Genomic DNA, 16,398 nt, shown 5'->3' on the forward strand with positions numbered 1-16,398 from the left:
CGGGGGACGGAGGGGCGGGAGAGGGGCGGGGGAGGGGGGCGTGAACCTCGACAGGCCGTTGCGCTGCGCGGCGCAGGCGCGGGGGGCAGTGGCGGGCGCCGGCAGGTAGGCCGACGTCCGCCGGCTGGACGCGCGCGCCGGGGGAGGCCCTGTTGCGCGGGGCGGTGTCTGATGCGTTCCGTCAGGAACTCACGGGGTCACTGCGTCGTGAGGTAGTAACCGCACCCGCCCCACTGCCCTCCCAGGCACCAATTCCGCTCCTGCCGTGTCCAGCGCCATGGAATGCATGAATCCTGCGGCCACGGTGACCAGGGTCGGGTTGCCAGGGAGATCGACGGATACAGGGGAGGTCACCGGCGTTGCGCCCATGCTTCCCATGCCGAGCTGCCCGTTGGCGTTGTCGCCCCACACCCAGAGGTGGCCGTCGCCATCGAGCGCCAGCGAATGGCTGCCACCCGCGGCGATGGCCTTGATGGGGGGCAAGCCCGTGATCTGCAAAGGGATCGTGGACGTCGTGGATACGGTGCCTTTGCCGAGCTGGCCCTTCGTGTTCTGGCCCCACGCCCAGACCGTTCCATCCTTGCGGAGAAAGAGGGTGTGGTAGGCGCCAGCGGCCACGTCCTCGCGGTTCGGCACACCCGCAGAGACCTGGGGCAACGCCACTGACGAACGTGTGTTTTCGTATCCCGCTTCGGCGAACGTGCCCTCCTCACCTGGATCCTCGTCGGTCGGTTCTGCAGAGGGTCCCGCCTGGGCCTCCTCTGCTTCCGAGCTTTCGATCTCCTACGCCCCCGGGTTGTCGGTGTCCTCCTCCGAAGGATCGATGTACCCCGAGCACCCCGCGCCGAGAGGCACAAGGGCGGTCACCCCGAGCCCGCTCCACGCCAGCATCCCCGAAACCAGTACGCGTCTCATCGCGCCATCTCCTGCCGCGCAGTGTTCGTAGAGACACATGCGCGACATTGAAGGTTAGTTGAGGCGCTGTCGTGTCGTACGATTTATGGGGTTTGTGCGCGCGTAGCCACGGGGCTCTGGGAGGGCGTTCTGGAGGACGCTCGGAGGACGCTCGGAGGACGCTCGGAGGACGCTCGGAGGACGTTCAGCGGCTCGTGGTGAGGAAGAGCTCCCGGGCGCGCGCTGCGCTCTCGCCAGGGTGCGGGGTGTAGAAGGTGAGGCGGAGGGCGCGGCCGTCGGGATCGACGTGGGCGAGGGTGAGGTGGTCGAAGATGATGAGGCCCACGCCCGGGAGGATGAGTTCCTTCAGGCCCTCGGAGGCCTCGATGACCTCGTGCTCGCCCCAGAAGCGCGCGAACTCGGGGCTGACTCGTGAGAGGTCGGTGGCGAGGGCGTCGAACTCGGTGCGATCGGCGGCGCGGGCGGCGTCGAGGCGGAAGCCGGCCACGGTCTTGCGGGCGGCGGTCTCCCAGTCGCGCAGGAGGGTGCGGCGGTCAGGGTTCATGAACATGGACCAGAGGCCGTTGCGGTGCGCCGGGGGGGCGCGGGAGAGGTCGCCATAGAGGACGGTGGCGGCGTCGTTCCAGGCGAGGATGTCCCAGCGGCGCGAGGAGACGAGGGCGGGGTAGGGGTGGGCGTCGAGGACGCGCTGGAGGGCGTCGCTGACGGCGGCCGGAGAGCAGAGGGGGCGCGCGGCGGGGCGGCCCTGGGCCAGCTCGAAGAGGTGGGCGCGCTCGGTGGCATTGAGGCGGAGGGCGCGCGCGAGGCGCTCGAGCAAGGGTTCGGAGACCTGGATGTCGCGGCCCTGTTCGAGCCAGGTGTACCAGCTCACGCCGACCTCGGCGAGGTGGGCGACTTCTTCGCGGCGAAGGCCCGGGGTGCGGCGGCGGGCGCCAGGAGGGAGGCCGACGTCCGCCGGCTGGACGCGGGCGCGCCGGGTGCGGAGGAAGTGCGCGAGGTCGTCGCGCCGTGGGGAGGAGGGCGTGGCCGTCACGGCGCACCACGTTACGCGATCGGGGAGTGAGGCGGTGGGGGTCTGGCGTGCGGGGTGTCACCCATCCAGGGTCGCGGTGGACCGTCGCGCGGGGCGAGGTTTAGTTCGTCGGAAGGTCACCGTGTTAGTGCACTCCGGTAGTCCCACCCCCGCACCAGTTCCATTGCCCCGCCACGCACCACTCCCAATCTGAGCAGGTGCCCGGCTCGTCACAGTATATTGGAGGGAGAATATCGGCCGTCTCGCCGTCCCTGTCAGGGCAGGAGTGGGTCAGCGGGTCGCAGCTATCTGGAGGAGATGCCGTCAACGAGGAGGACGGCGCGGCCGCGCATGGCTTGCAGCACCCGCGTTTCGTTCCAGAGGTGCAGACCGGTGCTTGGCATCCTTCGTTGTTCTGACCATTGCAGTTGTTGTCCGTCCCATCACCGCAGACCTCGGCGCGGTTCGGGTAGACGGAAGAGTTGTTGTCGTTGCAGTCTCCGGCCTGCTGCGCATAACCGGCGGGCTTGCTGCACGCATGTGTCGTCGGGCTGGCGACGCCGTAGCCATCTCCGTCGGCATCTCGGTAGTAGGTGTTCCTCACCTCGTCATTCGTGCCGTTCGCGCAGTTGTTGTCGACACCATCGCAGATCTCGGTGGCGCCTGGTTTGATGCCGGCGTTGGAGTCATTGCAGTCATTGGCATTCGCTACGTAACCGGCAGGAGCGGAGCACGCCTGCGCCGGCAAGGCAGGGTTGCCGTAGCTGTCGCCGTCAGCGTCGCGGTAGAAGGTGCTTTTCACACCTTCGTCGACCACGCCGTTGCAGTCGTTGTCCATGCCGTCACATGTCTCGGGCCCGGGCAGGTAAAGCGGCGCGCACTCGATCTCGCCATGGGTGCAGTACGTCACCCCCTCCGCGCACGCGCCGACCTCGCCGGTCAGTGCGCACGACACCGTTCCGCCGGGGTTGTCCTCGTCGACCACGCCGTCGCAGTCGTTGTCCAGGCCGTCGCAGCTCTCCGGTGAGGGCTGGTGGCTCCGCACGCAGACCAGGATCCCCTCCTGGCACACGCCTGCTCCGAGGGCGCAGATGCCCTGCTGGCCCGTGTCGCAGGCGCCGCCGCTGTCGACGGTGCTCTCGTCGGTCTCGTCGTTGCAGTTGTCGTCGAGACCGTTGCAGGTCTCCTCTGCGGCCGGATGAACGGATTCGTTGAAGTCGTTGCAATCGTCGGCATCCTCGACGTACCCCTCGGGCATCGTGCAGTCGTCGGTGAAGTTCGCGACATCGCCGAATCCGTCGACATCACTGTCGTAGTAGAACGTGCGCAGCACTCCGGCGAGCTGCGGTGACAAGGAAGTGGCGGGTGTGGTGGCACCGAGCCCGAGCTGGCCGCTGCTGTTCTGGCCCCAGGTCCACACGGGGCACTCCGAGGAGAGCGCCACGGCGTGGTAGCCGCCACCCGCGAGCCCCAGCACGCCGCTCAGCCCGGAGACTGCGAGCGGTGTCGTCGCCCATGACCTTCCCGTCCGACAGCAATGCGAGGGAGTGATTCTGCCCGCCGGCCAGCATGGTCACCGTTCCCGTGATCGGGACCTGGAACGGCGTCGTGCGGTTCGTGGCGCCGGAGGTTCCGTTGCCGATCTGGCCTGCGTTGTTCTTGCCCCAGACCCAGGCCGCACCGCCGTTGCCGACGGCGAACGAGTGGTACCACCCTGACGCGATCGACTTCGCTCCCCCGGAGATGCTCACGGTGGTGGGCGTCGTGAGGTTCGTCGGGCTCGCTCCGATGCCGAGCTGGCCGTTGCTGTTGTTGCCCCAGACCCAGACGCCTCCTGCCGTGTCCAGCGCCATCGAATGCATGAATCCTGCGGCCACGGCGACCAGGGTCGGGTTGCCGGGGAGCACGACGAACACGGGGGATGTCACCGGCGTTGCGCCCATGCTCCCCATGCCGAGCTGTCCGTTGGCATTGTCGCCCCACGTCCAGAGGTGGCCGTCGTCATCGAGCGCCAGCGAATGGCTGCCGCCAGCGGCGATGGCCTTGATGGGGGGCAAGCCCGTGAGCTGTGAGGGAGTCGTCGACGTCGGGGAGGTGGTGCCTTTGCCGAGCTGGCCCTTCGTGTTCTGGCCCCAGGCCCAGACCGTTCCATCCTTGCGGAGAAAGAGGGTGTGGTAGGCGCCCGCGGCCACGTCTTCGCGGTTCGGCACCGCTGCGGAGACCTGGGCTAATGCCACCCGGGAGCGGGTGTGTTCGTGCGTCCCTTCTCCAAACGTGCCCTTCTCACCTGGAGCCTCATCGGTCGGTCTTGCAGGTGGTCCCGCCTGGGCTTCCGCTGCTTCCGATCTCTCCAACGCCTGCGATCCAGGCTCGTCGGTCTCCTCCTCCGAAGGATCGATGTACCCCGAGCACCCCGCGCCGAGAGGCACGAGGGCGATCACGCCGAGCCCGCTCCACGCCAGCATCCTCGAAACCAGCATGCGTTTCATCGCGCCCCCTCCTGTCGCGCAGTGTTCGCGAAGACGCCTGCGCGGCCTTGGACGTTCGAGGAGACGCTACCACGTCGTACGGTTTGTGCTTTTTGCGTGGGTGCACCTGCGGGGGCGTGCCACTGGCGTCCGCGTGCGCCGGAACCGACCAGGACAGGCTCCGGAGTTCACGGCGCTCCGACCGGAGCGGTGCGGTGGCGACCCCCCGTTACTTCTCGGCGCGTTCGAGCGGCGCATCCCACGTGCCGCCGAAGGCCACCTCCGAGAAGGGTTTGCGGTGCCTCGGGGCGATCTCGCGGTCGCGCAGGTCCTCGGGGAGGGCCTCGGGGTCGCCGGGGTGGCCGAGGGCGATGGCGGCGACGGGGTCGTGGCCCTCGGGGATGGCGAGCTGCTCGCGGGTCCGGGCGGCGTCGAAGCCGGCCATCTGGTGGACGCGCAGGCCGCGGGCGGTGGCCTCGGCGGTGAGCTGCGCGGAGGCCTGGCCGACGTCGTGCCAGGCGTGGTGGTTGGGCTTGCCGCTCTTGAAGGTGGTGAGGGCGACGGAGAACATCAGCACCGCGGCGTGCCTGGCCCAGGTCTGGTTCTTGTCGACGAGGCAGCTCAGGAGGCGCGCGAAGGCGGCTTCGTCTTCGCGGCGGGCCACGATGTAGACCCAGGGCTGCTCGTTGGCGCAGGAGGCGGCCCAGCGGGCGGCTTCGAGGAGGGCGTGGAGGTCGTCGAGGGAGACAGGCTCGGGGCCGAAGGCGCGGGGGCTGAAGCGCTGCGCGAGCAGCTCGTGGATGGGGTGGTCGGTGACGGCAGGGTTCTCCATCACGCTTCTGTAGCAACAGGCGGCGGTCCGTACCACGCGATGTCGAGTCCCGGAGGACGCGATGTGTCGTCCCTCGCGGAGTGATGCTGACCCGCCCGTGTTCACCAGGGGATGATGCCGGCGTCGTCCGAGAAGGTGCCCGTCGGGCCATCCGGCCCGAGGAGCGCGAGCCGCACCGCCTCCCGCGCGCCCTCTTCGACGGTGCGCGTGCCCTCGAAGTTGTTGATGTCCGTGGCAGTGAAGCCTGGGCATGCGGCGTTGACCTTGATGGGGGTCGACTCGAGTTCGCGGGAGAAGGCGACCGTGATCGCGTTGAGCGCCGTCTTCGAGGGGGAGTAGGTGACGCCGAACATGGCGCGGTACGGGTTCGCCGGGTCCGAGGTCCGGGTGAGGGAGCCGCCAGAGCTCGAGACGTTGACGATGCGCCCCGCCGGCGCTTCGCGGAGGAGCGGGAGCATGGCCTGCGTGACGGCGAGGACGCCGAACACGTTGGTCTCGAACACCGCGCGGACCTCGTCGAGCGAGGCGACGCTCGGCAGCGCGGCCTTCAAGATCTCGTCGAGCGACCGGCCTGGCTTGCCCGCATGCCCGATGGCCGCGTTGTTGACGAGCACGTCGAGACGGCCGAACTCGTTGCGGATGCGCTCCGCGGCGGCCGCGATCGAGGTGGCGTCCGTGACGTCGAGCGCGAGCGCGCGGGCGTCGCCGGTGATGGTTTTCGCCGCCGCCTCGCCACGGGCGAGGTCGCGGGAGCCGACGAGCACGGTGAAGCCGCGTGCGGCGAGATCCCTGGCGATCCGGAGGCCGATTCCCTTGTTTGCCCCGGTGACCAGGGCGACTTGCTTGTCGTGCATGCTCGGAATGTACGGCTCCACGAGGAGGATCGGGGCGGCGTTCGGGGGTCAGATCAGGGGGTCGCGGGGGTTGGGGGGGAGGCCCAGCTCGAAGCGGCCGAAGTTCTCGCCGGCGGCGTCGAAGTTGATGCCGGCGTGGGCGGCCATGGCGTGGATGTCGCGCCAGTCGCGCTGGAGGGGGCTCGTCTCGTAGTTGGAGGCGCCGCCGCTGGCGTTGAACATGCGCTCGACGGCGCGCAGGCAGAGGGTCGCGCAGTAGGCGTAGTCGCGGCGGAGGCGCGCGCGCTGGTGGAGGGTGAGGGGGACGCCGCTGTCGAGGAGGGTGACGGCGCGGCGGAGGAGGAGGTCGGCGGCGTCGATCTCGGCGGAGACTTCGGCGAGGCGGATCTGCTGGTGGGAGAGGGAGGCGATGCGCTCCTGGGTGAAGGTGGTGACGCGATCTCGGGCCACGGCGCACCAGCGGTCGTAAGCGCCCTGGGCGGCGCCCAGGATGGGGGCGACGAGCGACGCGGCGAGCCCGCTGATCATCGGAAGGGCGTACAGCGGAGTGGCATGCACGTTCACGCCAGGCACCCGACCGTCGCGCAGATCCAGGAGGCGGGCTGCGCGGTGCTGGGGGATGAAGGCGTCCTTCACGACGACGTTGTGGCTGCCGGTGCCGCGCTGGCCGACGACGCGCCAGGTGTCGCGGAGCTCCCAGTGCGCGCGGGGGACGAGGAAGAGCATGACGTCCGGTACGGTGCCTGCGCCGGGACCTGCGGCGGTGCCTGCGCCGCTGTCCGTGCTGGGGGCGGGCGGGACGAGGGCGGCGAGGATGGCCCAGTCGCAGTGGTGGATGCCGCTCGCCCAGGGCCAGTCGCCGGTGAGGCGGTAGCCGTCTTCGACGCGGAGGGCCTGGCCGGCGGGTATGTTGACGTTGGCCAGGCCGGCGTCGGGGTTGTGGGCCCAGACGTCCTTCTGGGCTTCGCGGGGGAACTTGGCGAGGAGCCAGGAGTGGATGTTGGTGAAGGAGAAGCACCAGCCGGCGGAGGCGTCGGCTCTGGCGATCTCGAGGGTCGCGTCGAGGAAGGCGGCGAAGGGCATCTCGTGGCCGCCGAAGGCCCGGGGGGTCAGGAGACGCACGAGGCTTGCGTCGACGAAGGCGCGGAATGTTTCGTCGGGCAGGTGCCGCAGGATCTCGGCCTCGGCGGCGCGGGAGCGGACGTCGGCCGCGAGGTTGCGGGCGCGCGCGACGGCTTCTGCGTGGGTGAGGGGGGTGGGTTGCGATGTGTCGGGTCGGGTCTCGGTGGGTGCGGTCATGGGGGGCTCCTCGGGCGAATGATGGGATCGTCCTGGTCTGGCGCCGCAAGTGAACTATGTTCTGGCTTCGTCGGCGCTCTCCAGCCTCGCTTCTGTTCAGCGTCGCGTGACCCTCACGCGGATGGTTCAGGGCGCGTCCGATGGGAACGCATTCGACCTGAAGGTGCGCCGGGGTGACCGGCCCGGCCGGAGAGCGTGTGATCCTCGTCTTGCTCGTGCTGCTGCCGTTTCTGGGAGCCGTGGCCACGGCTCTCGTGAGCCGCGGGGGGCGGGATGCGTGCGCGGTGACGGCAGGGGTGGCCACGGCGGTGGCGCTGGGGCTCCTGGGGGCGCTGGCGCCGGGCGTGGTCGCGGGGGAGGTGGTGCAGGCGAGCGTGGGGTGGGTGCCCGCGCTGGGGCTACAAGCGAGCTTCTTCGTCGATGCGCTGGGGCTGACGCTGGCGGGGCTGATCCTGGGCGTGGGGCTGCTCGTCGTGGTCTATGCGCGGTACTACCTGGCAGCGGCGGATCCGCCGGGCAGGTTCTATGCGTTCCTGCTCCTGTTCCAGGGGGCGATGCTGGGGGTGGCGCTGTCGAGCAACGTGCTGCTCCTGCTGGTGTTCTGGGAGCTGACCAGCCTGTCGTCGTTCCTGCTCATCGGGTACTGGCGTCACTTGCCCGAGGCGCGGCGGGGGGCGCGGATGGCGCTGACGGTGACCGGGGCGGGGGGGCTGTCGCTGCTCGCGGGGCTGCTCTTGCTGGGGCACAGCGCGGGGACGTACGAGCTGCCGGTGCTGCTGCAGCGGCGGGAGGCGATCCAGGGGTCGCCGCTCTACCTGCCGGCGTTGCTGCTGATCCTCGGGGGGTGCTTCACCAAGTCGGCGCAGTTCCCGTTCCACTTCTGGCTGCCGCAGGCGATGGCAGCGCCGACGCCGGTGAGCGCGTACCTGCACTCGGCGACCATGGTGAAGGCAGGGATTTTCCTGCTGGCGCGGCTGTGGCCGGTGCTGGCGGGGACCGAGGCGTGGTTCCTGATCGTGACCACCACGGGGCTGGTGACGATGCTGGTCGGGGCAGTCTCGGCGCTGTTCGAGGATGACCTCAAGGGGCTGCTGGCGCGGTCGACCATCAGCCAGCTCGGGCTGCTGACGATGCTGTTCGGGCTGGGGACGCGGATGGGGGCGGTGGTGGGGGTGTTCCACCTGGTCAACCACGCGCTCTTCAAGGCGGCGCTGTTCATGAACGCGGGGATCGTGGACCACGAGGCGGGGACGCGGGACGTGAAGGGCCTGGGGGGGCTCGGGTCGCTCATGCCCGTGGCGGCGACGGTGGCGGTGGTGGCGAGCGCGGCGATGGCGGGGGTGCCGCCGCTGAACGGTTTTCTGTCGAAGGAGATGATGCTGGAGGAGGCGGCGCACACGCGGCTGCTGGGGCAGGCGTGGCTGGTGCCGGTGGTGGTCACGGTCGGGGCCACGCTCTCGGTGGCGTATGCGCTCCGGTACGTGGTGCGGGTCTACTTCGGGGCCCGGCGGGGGGAAGCGCTGGCGTCCGGGCAGGGGGCCGGTGCACACCATGATTCCTGCGCACCGCCCGAGGCTTCGAGGGGCCCGGAGGCAGGGAGGGGCGGCGGGGCTGCGGCGCCTCACGATCCTCCGTTGGGGATGGGGGCGCCTTCGGTGCTGCTCGGGGCGCTGGCGCTCGTCGTCGGGCTGTTTCCGGAGACGCTGGCGGGGCCGCTGGTGCGCGCGGCGTCGGCAGCCGTGATCGGAGGGGCGCCTCCGGGCTTCACGCTGGCGCTGTGGCACGGGTTCACGCCGGCGCTGGGCATGAGCGTGGTGGCGCTCGTGGGGGGGGCGGGGGTGCTCGCGGTGCACGGGGGTGCCGAGAAGGTGTGGCGGCGCCTGGGGGTGCCGGACCCCGCAGGGTGGTTCGAGGCGGGCCTGGGAGCGGCGGTGAAGGGGAGCCGCAAGCTGACCCTGGCAATCCACGATGGGTCGCTCCAGCGGGGGCTCGCCTTGCTGGTGGGCACGGCGGTGATGGTGGGGTTCGTGGGCTTCGGAGGGGCGAAGCACACGGCCGGGGAGCGGCCTCCCATGCCGGTGGAGATGCTCACGGTGCTGGCGTGGGTGCTGCTCGTCACGGCCACGGGGGCGGCGGTGGTGATGCACCGGCGCCGGTACTTGCCGCTGCTGTTCATGGGGGTGGTGAGCATGATCATGGCGCTCGCCTTCATCTTCCTCTCGGCGCCGGATCTCGCGCTCACCCAGGTCTCGGTGGACGTGGTGACCATCCTGCTGCTCCTGCTGGCGCTGAACCTGCTGCCCCAGCAGTCGCCGCCCGAGACGACCCGGAGGCGGCGGGTGCGCGATGCGGTGCTGGCGCTGCTCGGGGGGGTGGGGATGGGGTCCGCGGCGTGGGCGGTGATGACCCGGGAGCGGAAGACGCTCGCGGACTACTACTGGACCCACGCCAAGCCCGAGGGGGGGGGCACCAACGTGGTCAACGTGATCCTGGTGGACTTCCGGGGGTTCGATACGTTCGGGGAGATCGTGGTGCTCGGGACTGCCGCCCTCGCGATCTTCGCGCTGCTGGAGACGGCGAACCGCGGTGAGGCAGGGAGGAGGCTCGCGCAGTGGAAGCCCGGGCGTCCCCTGTCGCCCGAGCGCTATCCGCTGATCCTGATCGCGGTGACGCGGCTCCTGCTGCCGTTCGCGATCGTGACGGCGCTGTTCATGTTCCTGCGCGGGCACGATCACCCGGGGGGCGGGTTCGTGGCCGGGCTGGTGGTGGCGATCGCCGTGCTGATGCAGTACCTGGCCTCGGGCTTCGACTGGGCAGACCGGCGGGTGCGGCCCGATCACCACGCGCTCATCGGCTGGGGGGTGCTCGTCGCGGCGCTCACCGGCCTGGGGGCGCTGGTCTTCGGGAGGCCGTTCCTGACCAGCGCGTTCTGGCACCCGAGGTTGCCGTTCGTCGGCGAGATCGCGCTGTCGACGGCGATGGTGTTCGACGCGGGCGTGACGCTGGCGGTCGTGGGCGCGGTGATGCTGGCGCTCGCGCAGCTCGCCAGCGCCAGCAAGCGCGCGAAGCAGTGGGCGGAGAAGCGGGAGCGCGGGGAACACGGGGGGGCGCCGTGAGCCTCGAATTCCTGGTGGCGTCGGGCATCGGCGTCCTCACCTCGGCGGGCATTTACCTGCTGCTGCGGCCGCGCACCTTCGATGTGGTGCTGGGGCTGGCGTTTCTGTCCTACGCGATCAACCTGTTCCTGTTCTCCATGGGGGGACTGGAGCTGGGTCGGCCTCCCTTCTTCGATGCGGGGGCGCCCGGGTACACCGACCCCGTGCCCCAGTCGCTGGTGCTGACGGCGATCGTCATCTCCTTTGCCATGACGGCGCTCCTCCTGGTGCTGTCCCTGCGCACGTACCTGGAGGCGGGCACCGACCACGTGGACGGCGAGGCCGACCCGAAGAAGCGGGCGCCATGACCCACTGGCTCATCGCACCCATCGTGCTGCCAGCGCTCACCGCCACGGTGATCCTGCTCTTTTTGCGGGGGCGTCGCCTCAGGCTGGCGCGCTACGTCTCGCTCGGGGCCAGCGCGGCCTGGGTGGCGCTCGGGGCGACGCTCGTGGCCCGGGCGTCGACGGGCGCGATCGAGACGTACGCGCTGGGGAACTGGCCGGCGCCGTTCGGCATCGTCCTGGTCCTCGACCGGCTCTCGGCGGTGATGGTGCTCCTCGCTGCGGTGCTGGGGCTCGCGGTCTCGCTCTACGCCGCCGCCTCCGATCTTGACCGCAAGGGCTGGCACTTCCACTCGCTGTTCCACCTCCAGATCGTGGGGCTGAACGGCGCCTTTCTCACGGGCGACCTGTTCAACCTGTTCGTGTTCTTCGAGATGCTCCTCATCGCCTCGTACGGGCTGATGCTCCACGGGCAAGGGCCGGCGCGGCTCAAGGCGGGGGTGCAGTACGTGGTGGTGAACCTGGCGGGGTCGACGCTCTTCCTGGTGGCGGTGGGCATTCTCTACGGGGTGACCGGGACGCTCAACATGGCGGACATGGCGATGAAGGTGGCCGCCGCTCCGGCCGGCGACGAGGCCCTGATTCACGCGGGGGGGCTGCTGCTCATCACCGTGTTCGCGCTCAAGGCGGCGCTCTTTCCGCTGCACCTCTGGCTGCCGCGCACCTACGCGGGCACGTCGGCCCCAGTCGCGGCGCTGTTCGTGATCATGACCAAGGTGGGCGCGTACGCGATCGTCCGGGTGACCACGCTCGTCTTCGGGGCCAGCGCGGGGGAGGCGGCGTGGGCCCCCGCGGCGTGGCTGCTCCCCGCCGCGCTGGTGACGCTGGTGCTGGGCTTCGTGGGCGTGCTCTCGGCCCGGAGTCTGCGCGATCTCGCCGCGTTCGGGGTGGTCGGCTCGATGGGGACGCTGCTCGCGGCAGTCTCGGTCTTCCAGCCGGAGGCGATCACAGCGGCGCTCTACTACACGCTGCACGCGACCCTGGCGGGCGCCGCGCTGTTCCTCACCGCGGATCTCGTCGGTCGGCGCCGCGGTGACCACGGGGACGCGCTCACGCCCGGTCCGCGCTTCCCGCAGGTGGAGGTGCTCTCGGTGCTGTACTTCCTTGCGGCCATCGCGGTGGTGGGCCTGCCTCCGCTCTCGGGATTCCTCGGCAAGCTGTTCATCCTGGATGCGGTGCGCCCGAGCGCCCATGGGGCCTGGATCTGGGGGTTCATCCTGGGGACCACGGTGGTCTCGCTGGTGGGCTTCGCCCGTGCGGGGAGCACGCTCTTCTGGGAGAGCGCCGAGGGGCCTCACGCGAGCCACTGCAAGGTGCCGGTGCACCCCGAGCTGACGCTGGGGATTACGGCAGCGCTGCTCGTGGGCCTCGGGGGGCTGACGGTGATGGCGGGACCGGTCACGGCGTACCTCGGGGCCGCTAGCGCCCAGCTCTTCGACACCAAGGCCTACCTGGGCGCGGTGCTGGGGGCGCGATGAGGAGGCTGGTGAGGTGGCTCTTTCCGCACCCGGCGCTGGCGGTGATGCTGGCAGTGATCTGGCTCTTCCTGCGCAACGAGATCACGCCGGGCGGGGTGGTCTTCGCGCTGCTCGTGGGCGTCACCGTGCCGGTGCTGACCCGGCGGTTCTGGCCCGAGCGCACCCGGATTCGGATCGGGCTGCGGCTGGTGGCGTTCCTCGCCGTGGTGGTGTGGGACATCGTGATCGCCAACTTCGAGATGGCGTGGCTGGTGATGTTCCGCCGGAGCCGCGATCTGCGGTCGCACTGGCTGGTGGTGCCGCTCGACCTGGAGGGCGCCGACGCCATCGCGATGCTCACCGCGACGCTCTGCCTGGCCCCCGGGACGGTGGCGAGCGACCTGTCCGCCGATGGGCGGGCGCTGCTCGTGCACGCGATCGATGTCGCGGATCCGGAGGCGGAGGTCGCGCGCATCAAGGCCCGCTACGAGGCGCCGCTCCGGAGGATCTTCGCATGATCGCGCACGCCCTCACCTTCGGCTTCCTGTGCCTGGGCCTGGCGATGGCCTGCAACGTGTTCCGCCTGGTGCGGGGCCCGACGACCGTGGACCGGATCCTGGCGTTCGACACGCTCACCGTGAACGCGATCACGCTGATCATCCTGTTCGGGATCCGCGAGACGAGCGACCTGTATTTCGAGGCGGCGCTCTTGCTGGCCATGGTCGGGTTCGTGAGCACCGTGGCGTACTGCAAGTTCCTGCTGCGCAGCGACATCGTGGAGTGAGCCGATGAAGACGTTCGCCGAGATCGTGGTGTCCGTGCTGATCGTGGTGGGGGCGAGCGCCGCGCTGGTCGGTTCGTGGGCGCTGGCGCGGTTTCCTTCGCTGATGACCCGGCTGCACGGTCCGTCGAAGGCCACGACGCTGGGGGTGGGGGGGTGCCTGCTGGCGTCGGCGATCTACTTTCCCGTGTTCGGGGGCCGCTACTCCGCGCACGAGCTGCTGATCACGCTGTTCCTGTTCCTGACGGCACCGGTGTCGGCGCACATGATCGCCAAGACCCACCTGCACTGTCAGGGGCGACGCCTCGATCCGAACCCGGCCGATGGGGTGCAGGAGGTGATTCCGCCGACGGGGAGGGAGGCGGACTGGGCGACGTTCCAGGCGCCGGAGAAGAAGGCGCAGTTCGGGCCGCCAAGCTCGCGGTGAGGGGGCAGTCGCAGAGATGGCAGCTTTGCGCGTTTCCTGCACGTGGTTCACGGCGAGGTCTTTCGAGCAGGCCCGTTCTTAGGGTGGCTTCGAAAAGTGCAATGGTCTGTCGCACTCGCGATGGCACGTACTGCTTGAACTCGACAGAGAGCCAGCGCTCGCCCGTAACATGAGATAGATCCATGGGGGGAAAACTGGCAGGTACCTGGTCCGACGGCCGTCGAGGCACAAGGCAGCCAGATGCGGGCGTGTAGCATCCGGCCCATGCGCCGCACGGCGCTGTGTGCTGGTTCCAGCAGCCTCGTGCCTCACTGCAGAGACGGCGCAGCGGCGCAGATGCATGCAGTGTCGCCTTGCGATGGGAAGTTCTGCATGGCTCTCGAATTATTGTCAGAGGAGGAACTCGGGTGACGCGTTATGAAGTTGGGCTCATTGGTGTCGGCGCGACGGTGATCGTGGCGTTGGCAGTTACCGTCGTCATGCTGGTGATGGCAAACAAGGGCAGTGATTCCCGCGCGGAGGTGTCTCCGAGTCAGTCGGATACGCAGGATGCGCGCACTCCAGGCAATTCCAACCTGAAATCCAAAATTGCGACGACCCCTGGCCTTGTCGTTCCAGTCGCCGGCAATTCCTCGGCGCCGCTTCGCAAGCAGCCAGGTTTCGGGACGCAGGTTCTGCAGCAACTCCCACCCGGTACACGCATCGTCGCACGACAGTGGCAGGAGACTCCCGGGAAGAACACTCCAGACCGCTGGTACGAGATAGCGCTTGAAGCAGACGCTTCGGTGTCGGGGTGGATGCATGGGGATGTGCTTCAGTTTCAGCAGGACTCGAGCAATCGGGTGATCGGAGCTGCTGCAACTCAACCACGCCCTGCACCAACCACGGATCTTCCATCTTGAAGACATCGGGCTTGTGGATACTCGTCAGGGTTGGGAGTGGTCCGATAGGTGCTGGCGGAATCTCCAGGCCGGAAACCTCCGGTGGGCACGAAACGAATGCATGATGGGCATCAATCTGCCTGCTGAGTCGCCTGCGCCGATGTCCTCGCTTCTCTACAATCTCGGCCAGATCGAGGAGCGTGAAGGAGTGAAGGCGCGCAGCATAGAACTTTACAAACGCTCACTGGCACTCCGCGAGCACCCAGAAGTTCGTGCTGCGCTCCAGCGTGTCGAGCAACGCTAGGAGCGTTGAGGCTGCGCGCGGGACGCTGATGCTGACGACCAGGTCACTCCCATGCCGCTATCCGGCCTCTTCGTCGTCCCTCCAGCGCCCCGCACCGTGCACCGCGGGCTCGCCTTCCTTCTGCACCCACACCTGCTTGCCGTGACAGGCGACCGCGTATGCCAGCGCAGGCTTTGCGCCTCGCTCGTGGAGCGCCTCGACGTAGCGCTTCTCGGTGACCTGCGCGAGCGCTTCGCCGAGGGCCCGGCGCACCGCCTCCTCGCTCGTACCGGTGGCGACCTTCAGCTCCAGCACGACGCCTGGCTGGTCCGCAGCGCGGGGCGCCACGAGCAGGTCGTAGCAACCCAGGCCGGATTCCCGGTTCGAGGTGACCTCGTGCGAGGGGAGGAGCCGCACCAGCATGCCCACCAGGAAGGCCTGGTAGACCGTCTCGGGCTCGCGCGTGCCGGTGTCGTGGTGCGAGAGGACGCGCAGTGCAAGCTGGGACAGGAGGGCGGCGAAGGTCTCGGTGTCGCCTGTGAGCATGGCGGAGAGCATCCGATCGAGGCGGCCCTCGCCGGCGGGGGTGCCGGAGAGCCAGGAGGCGATGCTCTGCTCGAAGACGTAGCGTAGCTCCTGGTTGGGGATCGCCAGCTCCGCGAAGAGGCGGCCTTCCTCCAGCCAGGAGCGGCGCGCGGTCACGTAGCCGGAGAGCAGGAGCACGCTCCACAGGGCCTGTGGGCTCGTGCCGAGGTCGCGGAGGGAGATGTGCTCGTTCACCTCGCGGGTGAGGGATTCGCCGCGGAGGAGCTGGCCTAGCTCGTCGAGGACGGGGTAGCCGCGCTCCAGGACCAGCTCGCGGAGGATGTCGTCGGTGCTGGTCTGCACCCAGTACGGCTTGAAGCCCTGCTCGGGGCGCTCGGCGAAGCTCAGGACGGACCAGGGGTTGTAGATGGCGTGGCCACCGAAGCGGTAGCCGTCGTAGGCGCGGCGGAGGTCGTCGAGGAGGTCGGGGCGACCGAGGGCGGCGCAGAGGTGGGCGACCTCGGGCTCGGTGAAGCCGAAGGCGGTGGCGAACTCCGGGTCGACGACGCTGTAGACGCGCACGTTGTTGAGGCCGGAGAAGATGCCTTCTCGGGGCTGGGTGCGAGGTGTCTGGCGCGAGCCGTTCTGGTGCGTCACCGTCGCAAGGTTCCCCCGATGTGGGCGTGCTCTGGCCGGTCGTCTTCCGTGCGTGGGCGCGCCAGCGCGCCGAGACGCACAAGATCCCGGAGTCGATCGGCCTTGGGCAGAGCCGCGCGCTCTCGGAGAGCGAGCGCCGCCAAGTGGTCGAGCGCTTCGCGGGATTGGCGGAGCCGGCGCGACGAGAGGGCGAGAGCTTCGCTGAAGCGTTCCACCGCGTCGCCGTCGCAGCGTTCCGGTTCTGGGTGGGGCAGCACCCCGGCAGCAACCACTACCTGCACCGTCACTGCCACCCGCTCTACGAGCTGCTGCGCGATCTAGACCTGGTTACGCGCAGCGTGGCTGTGGCGCTGGGCAGGCCTGCCGCGCCGCTCGCCGACACGATGTCACCGCCGCAGCGCCGCTCGCGCTCTGACGTCGACTTCGACGCTGCTCGGAGCGCGGCGAACGGTCGCGAGGCGGCCGCGGCTCTTCGTCTCGCCACGACCGGGAGGGCAGCTTGATCGCC

General features: G+C 69.5%; 18 protein-coding genes. 9 read left to right on the plus strand and 9 right to left on the minus strand.

What is annotated here, in order from left to right; all coding sequences use genetic code 11:
• Positions 1 to 189 precede the first annotated feature (189 nt).
• The 8 genes from CAP_RS33735 to CAP_RS33760 form a co-directional block, all read right to left on the minus strand.
• Positions 190 to 657, minus strand: coding sequence for an RCC1 domain-containing protein (locus CAP_RS33735; protein WP_197041470.1), 468 nt, complete (start codon positions 655 to 657; stop codon positions 190 to 192).
• A gap of 126 nt (positions 658 to 783) precedes the next feature.
• Entirely contained in the window at positions 784 to 915 is a 132-nt protein-coding gene (locus CAP_RS55300; protein WP_269324875.1) for a hypothetical protein, read from the minus strand.
• A 184-nt stretch (positions 916 to 1,099) separates the two neighbouring features.
• Positions 1,100 to 1,948, minus strand: coding sequence for a helix-turn-helix transcriptional regulator (locus tag CAP_RS33740; protein ID WP_044248425.1), 849 nt, complete (start codon positions 1,946 to 1,948; stop codon positions 1,100 to 1,102).
• 124 nt (positions 1,949 to 2,072) lie between these two features.
• Complete coding sequence (locus CAP_RS46135; RefSeq protein ID WP_231511847.1) at positions 2,073 to 3,347, minus strand: putative metal-binding motif-containing protein; 1,275 nt, start codon at positions 3,345 to 3,347, stop codon at positions 2,073 to 2,075.
• Entirely contained in the window at positions 3,232 to 4,416 is a 1,185-nt protein-coding gene (locus CAP_RS54340; RefSeq protein WP_081865542.1) for an RCC1 domain-containing protein, read from the minus strand. Before CAP_RS54340 ends, CAP_RS46135 begins: the two co-directional genes overlap by 116 nt.
• Before the next feature lie 208 nt (positions 4,417 to 4,624).
• Positions 4,625 to 5,227 carry a nitroreductase family protein gene (locus CAP_RS33750; RefSeq protein WP_044248427.1) on the minus strand — a complete coding sequence of 201 codons (603 nt, stop codon included), beginning with the start codon at positions 5,225 to 5,227 and terminating at the stop codon, positions 4,625 to 4,627.
• 101 nt (positions 5,228 to 5,328) lie between these two features.
• Entirely contained in the window at positions 5,329 to 6,081 is a 753-nt protein-coding gene (locus CAP_RS33755) for an SDR family oxidoreductase (RefSeq protein ID WP_044248430.1), read from the minus strand.
• Between the two features lie 48 nt (positions 6,082 to 6,129).
• Complete coding sequence (locus CAP_RS33760) at positions 6,130 to 7,380, minus strand: acyl-CoA dehydrogenase family protein (protein WP_044248433.1); 1,251 nt, start codon at positions 7,378 to 7,380, stop codon at positions 6,130 to 6,132.
• Positions 7,381 to 7,553: 173 nt separating this feature from the next.
• On the opposite strand from CAP_RS33760, the gene CAP_RS55305 reads away from it, so the two are divergent.
• The 8 genes from CAP_RS55305 to CAP_RS51305 all read left to right on the plus strand — a co-directional run bounded on the left by CAP_RS55305 (position 7,554) and on the right by CAP_RS51305 (position 14,729).
• A complete protein-coding gene (locus CAP_RS55305) occupies positions 7,554 to 10,496 on the plus strand; it encodes a monovalent cation/H+ antiporter subunit A (RefSeq protein ID WP_197041472.1) in 2,943 nt (980 codons plus the stop codon).
• The gene (locus CAP_RS33770; protein ID WP_044248438.1) at positions 10,493 to 10,843 is read left to right on the plus strand and encodes a Na+/H+ antiporter subunit C; all 351 of its coding nucleotides are present in this window, start codon (positions 10,493 to 10,495) and stop codon (positions 10,841 to 10,843) included. The genes CAP_RS55305 and CAP_RS33770 overlap by 4 nt, the downstream gene beginning before the upstream one ends.
• Positions 10,840 to 12,357: a monovalent cation/H+ antiporter subunit D gene (locus CAP_RS33775; RefSeq protein ID WP_044248440.1), complete on the plus strand. Its 1,518-nt coding sequence runs from the start codon at positions 10,840 to 10,842 to the stop codon at positions 12,355 to 12,357. The genes CAP_RS33770 and CAP_RS33775 overlap by 4 nt, the downstream gene beginning before the upstream one ends.
• 8 nt (positions 12,358 to 12,365) lie before the next feature.
• Positions 12,366 to 12,854 carry a Na+/H+ antiporter subunit E gene (locus tag CAP_RS33780; protein WP_197041473.1) on the plus strand — a complete coding sequence of 163 codons (489 nt, stop codon included), beginning with the start codon at positions 12,366 to 12,368 and terminating at the stop codon, positions 12,852 to 12,854.
• Positions 12,851 to 13,120 carry a K+/H+ antiporter subunit F gene (locus CAP_RS33785; protein ID WP_044248442.1) on the plus strand — a complete coding sequence of 90 codons (270 nt, stop codon included), beginning with the start codon at positions 12,851 to 12,853 and terminating at the stop codon, positions 13,118 to 13,120. Before CAP_RS33780 ends, CAP_RS33785 begins: the two co-directional genes overlap by 4 nt.
• A 4-nt stretch (positions 13,121 to 13,124) precedes the next feature.
• A complete protein-coding gene (locus CAP_RS33790) occupies positions 13,125 to 13,544 on the plus strand; it encodes a Na+/H+ antiporter subunit G (protein WP_044248445.1) in 420 nt (139 codons plus the stop codon).
• A gap of 407 nt (positions 13,545 to 13,951) precedes the next feature.
• Positions 13,952 to 14,446, plus strand: a complete 495-nt coding sequence (locus CAP_RS51300) for a hypothetical protein (protein WP_156041376.1) — start codon at positions 13,952 to 13,954, stop codon at positions 14,444 to 14,446.
• A gap of 100 nt (positions 14,447 to 14,546) precedes the next feature.
• Entirely contained in the window at positions 14,547 to 14,729 is a 183-nt protein-coding gene (locus CAP_RS51305; RefSeq protein WP_156041377.1) for a hypothetical protein, read from the plus strand.
• 57 nt (positions 14,730 to 14,786) lie between these two features.
• Here the strand turns inward: CAP_RS51305 and CAP_RS33795 are convergent, their stop codons facing one another.
• Positions 14,787 to 15,890 (minus strand): PD-(D/E)XK nuclease domain-containing protein, encoded by a 1,104-nt coding sequence (locus CAP_RS33795; protein ID WP_052376491.1) that lies wholly within the window; start codon positions 15,888 to 15,890, stop codon positions 14,787 to 14,789.
• A 26-nt stretch (positions 15,891 to 15,916) separates the two neighbouring features.
• On the opposite strand from CAP_RS33795, the gene CAP_RS33800 reads away from it, so the two are divergent.
• Positions 15,917 to 16,393 carry a hypothetical protein gene (locus CAP_RS33800; protein ID WP_156041378.1) on the plus strand — a complete coding sequence of 159 codons (477 nt, stop codon included), beginning with the start codon at positions 15,917 to 15,919 and terminating at the stop codon, positions 16,391 to 16,393.
• The last annotated feature ends 5 nt before the right edge of the window (positions 16,394 to 16,398 follow it).

The organism is Chondromyces apiculatus DSM 436, assembly GCF_000601485.1.
Taxonomy (GTDB): domain Bacteria; phylum Myxococcota_A; class Polyangia; order Polyangiales; family Polyangiaceae; genus Chondromyces; species Chondromyces apiculatus.